This window comes from Mixta theicola (genome assembly GCF_002895925.1).
Lineage (GTDB): Bacteria > Pseudomonadota > Gammaproteobacteria > Enterobacterales > Enterobacteriaceae > Mixta > Mixta theicola.
Genome location: NZ_NWUO01000025.1, coordinates 19,701 through 27,261 on the forward strand (window position 1 = coordinate 19,701; position 7,561 = coordinate 27,261).

General features: G+C 50.9%; 11 protein-coding genes. 6 read left to right on the forward strand and 5 right to left on the reverse strand.

The features are described from left to right. Window positions 1-15: 15 nt before the first annotated feature. From rsmB to def, 3 genes are read right to left on the reverse strand one after another with little or no spacing between them, the layout of a single operon-like run. Window positions 16-1,305: a 16S rRNA (cytosine(967)-C(5))-methyltransferase RsmB gene (gene rsmB, locus COO59_RS19805; protein ID WP_103061383.1), complete on the reverse strand. Its 1,290-nt coding sequence runs from the start codon at window positions 1,303-1,305 to the stop codon at window positions 16-18. A gap of 48 nt (window positions 1,306-1,353) precedes the next feature. Beyond that, on the reverse strand, window positions 1,354-2,301 hold the full coding sequence (gene fmt, locus COO59_RS19810; protein ID WP_103061384.1) for a methionyl-tRNA formyltransferase: 948 nt from the start codon (window positions 2,299-2,301) through the stop codon (window positions 1,354-1,356). A gap of 14 nt (window positions 2,302-2,315) precedes the next feature. Beyond that, a complete protein-coding gene (gene def, locus COO59_RS19815) occupies window positions 2,316-2,828 on the reverse strand; it encodes a peptide deformylase (RefSeq protein WP_103061385.1) in 513 nt (170 codons plus the stop codon). 127 nt (window positions 2,829-2,955) lie between these two features. Here def and dprA point away from each other — a divergent pair, with 127 nt between their 5' ends. Genes dprA through COO59_RS19845 form a run of 6 tightly spaced genes read left to right on the forward strand, consistent with a single transcriptional unit; the run spans window position 2,956 to window position 6,736 of the window. Further along, complete coding sequence (dprA, locus tag COO59_RS19820; RefSeq protein WP_103061386.1) at window positions 2,956-4,080, forward strand: DNA-protecting protein DprA; 1,125 nt, start codon at window positions 2,956-2,958, stop codon at window positions 4,078-4,080. Beyond that, a complete protein-coding gene (smg, locus tag COO59_RS19825) occupies window positions 4,052-4,525 on the forward strand; it encodes a DUF494 family protein Smg (protein ID WP_103061387.1) in 474 nt (157 codons plus the stop codon). Before dprA ends, smg begins: the two co-directional genes overlap by 29 nt. A 24-nt stretch (window positions 4,526-4,549) precedes the next feature. Next, complete coding sequence (locus COO59_RS19830; protein ID WP_103061388.1) at window positions 4,550-5,104, forward strand: DNA topoisomerase family protein; 555 nt, start codon at window positions 4,550-4,552, stop codon at window positions 5,102-5,104. Continuing rightward, window positions 5,082-5,669 carry an L-threonylcarbamoyladenylate synthase type 1 TsaC gene (gene tsaC / locus COO59_RS19835; RefSeq protein WP_103061389.1) on the forward strand — a complete coding sequence of 196 codons (588 nt, stop codon included), beginning with the start codon at window positions 5,082-5,084 and terminating at the stop codon, window positions 5,667-5,669. The genes COO59_RS19830 and tsaC overlap by 23 nt, the downstream gene beginning before the upstream one ends. A 3-nt stretch (window positions 5,670-5,672) precedes the next feature. Beyond that, on the forward strand, window positions 5,673-6,491 hold the full coding sequence (gene aroE / locus COO59_RS19840; RefSeq protein WP_103061390.1) for a shikimate dehydrogenase: 819 nt from the start codon (window positions 5,673-5,675) through the stop codon (window positions 6,489-6,491). Next, entirely contained in the window at window positions 6,488-6,736 is a 249-nt protein-coding gene (locus COO59_RS19845) for a DUF1488 family protein (protein ID WP_103061391.1), read from the forward strand. The genes aroE and COO59_RS19845 overlap by 4 nt, the downstream gene beginning before the upstream one ends. Here COO59_RS19845 and COO59_RS19850 read toward each other — a convergent pair. Both COO59_RS19850 and COO59_RS21070 read right to left on the reverse strand, forming a co-directional pair. Beyond that, window positions 6,712-7,266 (reverse strand): gamma carbonic anhydrase family protein, encoded by a 555-nt coding sequence (locus tag COO59_RS19850; RefSeq protein ID WP_103061392.1) that lies wholly within the window; start codon window positions 7,264-7,266, stop codon window positions 6,712-6,714. The genes COO59_RS19845 and COO59_RS19850 overlap by 25 nt on opposite strands. A 23-nt stretch (window positions 7,267-7,289) precedes the next feature. Beyond that, the coding region (locus tag COO59_RS21070; RefSeq protein ID WP_205960892.1) for a hypothetical protein at window positions 7,290-7,561 on the reverse strand (272 nt) is incomplete at its 5' end.

Here is a 7,561-nt window from a genome sequence, read left to right on the forward strand (position 1 = left end):
GCAGCGCATACTACGTTATCTTTTTATTAGCTTAGCGTAAAAGAATCCATCCCCATCCTGTGGGTGCGGGAAACACTGTAGCCCGATCGTTGAATCGTCGCTAAGTGGAATATGTTCAGCATCCTTGTGGCGCTCCAGGAAACTTTCAATCTGCAAGTGATTCTCTTCCGGCAGGATGGAACAGGTCGCATAAACCAGCGTGCCGCCAGATTTCAGATGAGGCCAGATAGCATCCAGGATTTCGCGCTGCAGTGCTGCCAGTTCGGGAATATCACGGTCGCGCCGCAACCATTTAATATCAGGATGGCGACGAATGACTCCGGTAGCGGAGCAGGGAGCATCCAGCAAAATGCGATCGAACAGCGTATCGTTGCACCATTGTTCCGGGAATCGCCCATCGCCCTGTTTCACATCCGCCTGCATATTTAACCGCTTCAGGTTTTCATAAACGCGCTTCAATCGTTGCGCATCTATGTCCACTGCCATAACGTGTGCATTCGGTGCCACTTCAAGGATATGCGTGGTTTTGCCGCCAGGAGCTGCGCACAAGTCGAGGATATGCTCTCCGTTCTGTGGTGCAAGCCAGGTGACGCAGCCCTGCGCTGAAGCATCCTGTACCGTTACCCACCCCTGCCCGAAACCGGGCAACTGACCCACCGACGACGGTGTCTCTAACATCAAAGCATCAGGATAAACGGGATGAGGCATGGCATTGTTGCCGCTTTCCTGCAGCAATGCCAGCCACTGCTCACGGCTATGGTGCTGACGATTAACGCGTAGCCACATCGGGGGGCGTTGATTATTCGCCTCAATAATCTGCTGCCATTGCTCTGGCCATGCCAGCTGTAGACGTTTCAATAACCAACCCGGATGTAAAAAGCGCTGCGGAGATTGCTCAAGCTGCGCCATCAGCTCGGACTGTTGGCGCTGGAACTGACGCAGAACGCCATTTACCAAACCTTTCATCAGGGGGCGTTTCAGGACGGTTGCGCCCTCAACCGTTTCAGCCAGCGCGGCGTGAGCTGGGATACGCGTATAAAGCAGCTGATAAAGGCCGACCATAATCAAGAAATGCAGCGAACGTTGTTTGCCGGTTAACGGACGAGACATAAGCTGCTGAATCGCAGCTTCAAGAAGCGGTAAAGTGCGCAATACGCCGAAACAGAGTTCCTGTAACAACGCACCATCTTTATCGGACAGATTTTTTTGTGCCACTGGCAACAGGTTGCTCAGTGATTGCCCCTGTTCTACCACGCGCTCAAGTGTTTGGGCCGCAAGGCTGCGGAGATTAACCGTTTTTTTCATATTTGAATCATCAATAAACTAAGCCCGGTATTATTACCGGGCTTTGAATCAGGTGAGGCGCGTTCCTGGCGTAAACCACTCGCGGCGTGAATTCAGAATATCCTGCGCTGACATGGCTTTTTTACCTGCAGGCTGCAGCGTTTGGATATTTAATATGCCTTCCGCTGTGGCAATTTGGATGCCGCTTTTATCAGCCAGCACAATCTCGCCGGGCTGATAACCCGCCTGATGCGGCATAACGCTGGCCTGCCACACCTTAACCGGCTGCTCTTCAATGTAAAAGTAGCTAACAGGCCAGGGGTTAAAAGCGCGGATACAGCGTTCAAGCTGAGCCGCCGACAGAGTCCAGTCGAGCTGAGCTTCTTCTTTACTTAATTTCTCTGCATAGGTTGCAAGAGCGTCGTCCTGCGGCTGTGGCTGGGCGCTGCCCTGACTTAAATGCGTAAGGGTTTCCAGTAATCCTTGCGGACCCAACTCTGCCAGCCGGGTATATAAAGTTGCACTGGTATCCGCCGCGGTGATGGGGCATGCCAGTTTCAGCAGCATGGCTCCGGTATCCAGGCCGGCATCCATTTGCATAATGGTTACGCCGGTCTCGCTGTCGCCAGCCCAAAGCGCGCGTTGAATGGGCGCCGCGCCGCGCCAACGCGGGAGCAGAGAACCATGAACATTAATACAGCCGAGGCGTGGCATATCTAATACTGCCTGCGGCAGGATCAATCCATAGGCGACTACCACCATAACATCAGCCTGCAAATCGGCAACAAGCTGCTGACTTTCCACTGGGCGGAGCGATTTCGGCTGAAATACCGGAAGGTCATGCTGTTGCGCAAGTAGCTTAACCGGGCTGGGGGTGAGTTTATTACCGCGTCCGGCTGGGCGGTCGGGTTGGGTAAAAACACCAACTAGCTGATGTCCAGACGTAAGCAGCGCGTCAAGATGACGCGCTGCAAAGTCAGGGGTGCCGGCAAAAATTATTTTTAAAGATTCGGACACGCTATTCCTTACTGTCAGGAGGCACGGGTATTAAGGCGAGCCAGCTTTTCCAGTTTTTGACGAATACGCTGGCGTTTTAACGGGGAAAGATAATCAATAAAAAGTTTCCCAACCAGGTGATCCATCTCATGCTGAATACAAATCGCCAACAGGCCATCCGCTTCCAGTTCAAAAGGTTTGCCTTCACGATCCAGCGCGCGAATTTTTACCCGCTCGGAACGCGGGACCAACGCACGTTGCTCAGGAATAGAAAGGCAGCCTTCTTCAATACCTGTTTCACCGCTTTCTTCCAGCAGCTCAGGATTAATCAGCACCAAACGCTCATCGCGGTTTTCTGAGACATCAATAACAATAATGCGCTGGTGAATATCGACCTGAGTAGCCGCCAGACCAATACCTTCTTCAGCGTACATCGTCTCGAACATATCATCGACGATACGCTGGATTTCCGCATCCACTTTAGCGACGGGTTTCGCAACAATGCGAAGTCGATCGTCGGGGTAATGTAATACTTGTAAAACTGACATAACTTTCCAGATCTGTATTCAGAGAAATAACCATCGTTACCTCTTATTGTAGACATTTCATTCCTTGATTGACAGCATTGCGCACCAGGGAAAGCGGGTACTGGCGCACATTGACAGGGAATGCGAGATGGCTTCACGAGAAGTATGGTTACGCCTGATGAACATAAAAGGGCTGTGCGGCGAAAAAATGCTAAGAGCCGCAAAATTATTAAGTCACGGCGGCCATAACGATCCGCAAAATTATATTGCGGCAGGCTTTGATGCCATGCAAATTAAGGCATTCCAGACGGTACCTGAAAGTAGCCTTGAACAGGCTCAGCGTTGGCTCGAACAGCCCGCTCATCATTTAATTACGGCTGAAGACGCGTTATTCCCGCCCCTGTTAAAAAATATTGCGCGTTATCCTGCGGCATTAATGGTGCGCGGCGATCCGCAACTGCTCGCTACGCCGCAGCTGGCCGTAGTAGGTAGCCGCAACGCTTCACATTATGGCCGACAATGGGGAGAGTATTTTACCCAAACCCTGGCTTCTAGCGGGCTGACCATTACCAGCGGCCTGGCGCGCGGGATCGATGCCGTGGCCCATCGGGCTGCCTTAACGGTAAAAGGTAAAACTATCGCTGTGCTGGGAAGTGGGCTGGAACGGCTATATCCCGCTAATCATCATCGTCTTGCGGAAGAGATTGTTATGGCTGGTGGGGCGCTTGTGTCAGAGTTTCCGCTTAATACCTTACCGCTTGCGTATAATTTCCCACGGCGTAACCGCATCATCAGCGGGCTTAGCCTGGGGGTTCTGGTCGTCGAGGCTTCTCTTAAAAGCGGTTCATTAGTTACGGCGCGTTACGCGCTGGAGCAAAACCGGGACGTTTACGCCTTACCTGGGCCGTTGGGAAGCTACGTCAGCGAGGGCGGGCACTGGCTTATTCAGCAGGGAGCGTTATTAGTTGCCCATCCGAATAATATTCTTGAACAGATCAACAGTGAACTGCAGTGGTTACCGCTTTCGGAGCAGAATACAATTAATTCTTCAGACAATGCTGATGGTCCATTGCCATTTGCCGAGGTGTTGGCTAACGTAGGAGATGAGGTTACACCTGTTGACGTCGTCGCTGAACGTGCCGGCCAACCTGTGCCAGCCATCATAGCTAAACTGCTTGAGCTGGAGTTAGCAGGATGGATCGCAGCTGTACCCGGCGGCTATGTCCGATTGAGGAGGGCATGCCATGTTCGACGTACTAATGTACTTATTTGAAACTTATATCCACAGCGAAGCAGAGATGCGCGTTGACCAGGATAAACTGACGGATGATCTGGCTGATGCTGGATTTCATCGTGATGACATCAATAATGCGTTGAACTGGTTGGAAAAATTAGCAGATTATCAGGACGGTCTTGTCGCTCCGATACTGCTCACCACCGATCCGCTCTCGATGCGTATCTATACAGAGGAAGAAAGCCAGCGTCTTGATGCCAGCTGTCGCGGCTTCATTCTGTTTCTGGAGCAAATTCAGGTTTTGAACCTGGAAACGCGTGAGATGGTTATCGAACGGGTAATGGCTCTGGATACGTTTGAATTCGATCTGGAAGATCTCAAATGGGTGGTGCTGATGGTGCTATTTAACATTCCAGGATGCGAAAATGCATATCAGCAGATGGAAGAGTTACTTTTTGACGTCAATGAAGGAATGTTGCACTGAGTTGTTTCACAGTGTCCTAACACAATGAGTAAACCAGCACTTTTCACAGTGCGAAAACATGAATCCTGCCCCACCTGTGGGGCAGATCTTGTTATTCGCTCCGGAAAGCATGGTCCTTTTCTTGGCTGTTCACATTATCCGGAATGTGATTACGTTCGTCCTCTGAAAAATCAGTCGGATGGGCATATCGTTAAAGTTCTGGAAGGACAACGCTGTCCAGTTTGCCAGGCTGACCTGGTATTACGTCAGGGGCGTTATGGCATGTTTATCGGCTGTAGTCGCTATCCGGAATGTGAGCATACAGAAGTGATCGATCGTCCAGATGAAACCTCCATTGCTTGCCCGCAGTGCCGGCAGGGGCATCTGGTACAACGGCGTTCACGTTTTGGTAAGTCTTTTCATGCCTGCGATCGTTATCCTGATTGTCAGTTTGCAGTGAATTTCACGCCAAAAGAGGGAACGTGCATATATTGTCATTTCCCTTTATTAATCGAAAAGAAGACGGCACAAGGTTTGAAACGCTTTTGCGCCAGCAAAGCGTGCGGCAAACCCGTTGATGCAGGAAACAGTAGTGAATAAAGAAATCATTCCCGGAACGGTTGGCTGGTGTGTTGAACAGCTTCAACAGCAGGCGGTTATTGCGTACCCAACAGAAGCTGTATTCGGGCTGGGTTGCGATCCTGATAGTGAAGAAGCAGTCATGCGATTACTGGCGTTCAAGCAGCGCCCGGTAGAAAAAGGGTTGATTTTAATCGCTGCCGATTATCAACAGTTTATACCCTACATTGCCGACCACGAGCTTTCTGTAACGCAGCGCGAAAAGATGTTTTCTTCCTGGCCTGGCCCGGTAACGTGGGTATTGCCGGCGTTACCGCAAACGCCACGCTGGTTGACGGGACGTTTCGACACGCTGGCGGTGCGCGTCAGCGATCATCCAGCAGTACAAGAACTATGTCGGCAATTTGGTAAGCCTCTGGTTTCAACCAGTGCCAACCTGAGCGGTCAGTCTCCCTGTCGTAACGTTGAAGAAGTCCTGCGGCAGTTTGGCGATCGTTTCCCTGTGTTGCGGGGTGAAACCGGTGGCCGGCTTAACCCTTCTGAAATTCGCGATATTATCAGCGGCGATATTATTCGTCAGGGATAGGATATGGATAACTTCGTGGTTATTGGCAACCCGATTGCCCACAGTAAATCACCTCTGATTCATCATGAGTTTGCTAAACAAACGGGTATTGAACATCGTTATGGACGATTGCTTGCGCCGCTCGATGGCTTTGCTTCAAGCTTGCATAACTTTTTACAGCAGGGCGGGCAGGGAGCCAACGTAACGTTACCGTTTAAGCAGCAGGCTTATGAGCTGGCTGATGTGCTAACGGAGCGGGCGGCTCTGGCTGGTGCCGTGAATACCTTATACAAGCGTCAGGATGGGCAATTACTGGGAGATAATACTGACGGCATCGGCTTACTGAGCGATCTGGAAAGGCTATCTTTTATCAAACCCGGCGATAATATCCTGTTGATTGGCGCGGGTGGTGCCGCGCGCGGCGTTATCCTGCCCTTACTTTCCCTGGGGTGTTCTCTGACTTTAACCAATCGCACCCTGGCGCGGGCTAACGAGCTGGCGACTATTTTTGCGCATACCGGTGTAATTGAAGTCTTATCGATGACGGAGCTGGCAGACAAAAAGTTTGATTTGATAATTAACGCCACTTCCAGTGGGGTTGAAGGGGCTATCCCGGCCCTGCCTGTTTCGCTCATTAATTCCAGCACGCGCTGCTACGATATGTTTTATCAGCAGGGGGCGACACCTTTCCTGGACTGGTGCCAGCAGTCAGGTGCAACGGCCACGGCAGATGGTTTAGGCATGCTGGTAGGGCAGGCGGCCCATGCTTTCCTGCTTTGGCATGGGATATTGCCGGACGTTGCGCCAGTACTGAGTCGTTTGCAGACGGAACTGGTTTCGTGAACCAGGCGATTCAGTTTCCCGACAGGGAGAATTGGGATGAAATACGCCAGACAGTTTGTTTTCCAGTAATGGTTAACGGTTTTCAACTAACCTGTGCCATTACGAGAAATGTCCTGTACCAGCGGTTCGGTGAAGGTGAGCCGCTGGATATTTTTCGCGCTAACCGCTGGGATCTGGAAGATCAGGCGCAAGAGCTGATAGAAGCTCATAAAGAAGACGATCAGGGTTGGGTCTGGCTTTCCTGATCCAGATAGTCATCTTTCCAGGTAACATAGTTGCTTGCTGAATAGCGTAATCCCTCAATCTCTTTTTCATTCAGCGGACGGACTTGTTTAACCGGGCTGCCAAGATAGAGGTAGCCTTTTTCGAGTCGCTTACCCGGAGGGACCAGGCTGCCTGCGCCAATCATAACGTCGTCTTCTACTGTTACGCCGTCCAAAAGAATAGAACCCATGCCAACCAATACACGGTTGCCAATAGTACAGCCATGCAACATCGCTTTATGGCCAACCGTCACTTCTTCCCCAATGATAAGAGGAAAGCCTTCCGGCTGCGCGGCTGATTTATGTGTCACGTGCAGAACGCTGCCATCCTGAATATTGCTGCGTTTACCAATAACGACTTTATTTACATCTCCCCGTATCGCCACCAACGGCCAAATACTGACATCATCTTCCAGAGTTACATCACCAACGACTACGCTGGTGGCATCCACCATCACGCGATTACCCGTACGGGGGAAAAATTGCTTATAAGGACGTAAAGCAGTAGCCATGATATTGCTCCTTTAATGTGAGGTCATGCAGCGTAGCGAATAACGGATGAAACCATCATTGATATTGTGCGGTAATTTTCAGCCGATCGCATAAGATCGCAGCGAAAAGAATGAAAAGTCAGCAACCAGTAAAAAAGATCGAAAAAAGGCTTGTGCAATGAATTCGGATCCCTATAATGCGCCTCCATCGACACGGCACAACGGCTTACGCCACGCGGTGTTGAGCGGTTCAGCAGAGACTGAATCGCCGGAGAAAAACTTCTGAAAAAGGGGTTGACTCTGAAAGAGGAAAGCG

Bases quoted from the DNA above. Each gene is read 5' to 3' on its own strand.
- rsmB (WP_103061383.1), bottom strand. From the start codon at position 1,305: ATGAAAAAAACGGTTAATCTCCGCAGCCTTGCGGCCCAAACACTTGAG.
- def (WP_103061385.1), bottom strand. From the start codon at position 2,828: ATGTCAGTTTTACAAGTATTACATTACCCCGACGATCGACTTCGCATT.
- dprA (WP_103061386.1), top strand. From the start codon at position 2,956: ATGGCTTCACGAGAAGTATGGTTACGCCTGATGAACATAAAAGGGCTG.
- smg (WP_103061387.1), top strand. From the start codon at position 4,052: ATGTTCGACGTACTAATGTACTTATTTGAAACTTATATCCACAGCGAA.
- COO59_RS19830 (WP_103061388.1), top strand. From the start codon at position 4,550: ATGAGTAAACCAGCACTTTTCACAGTGCGAAAACATGAATCCTGCCCC.
- tsaC (WP_103061389.1), top strand. From the start codon at position 5,082: ATGCAGGAAACAGTAGTGAATAAAGAAATCATTCCCGGAACGGTTGGC.
- aroE (WP_103061390.1), top strand. From the start codon at position 5,673: ATGGATAACTTCGTGGTTATTGGCAACCCGATTGCCCACAGTAAATCA.
- COO59_RS19850 (WP_103061392.1), bottom strand. From the start codon at position 7,266: ATGGCTACTGCTTTACGTCCTTATAAGCAATTTTTCCCCCGTACGGGT.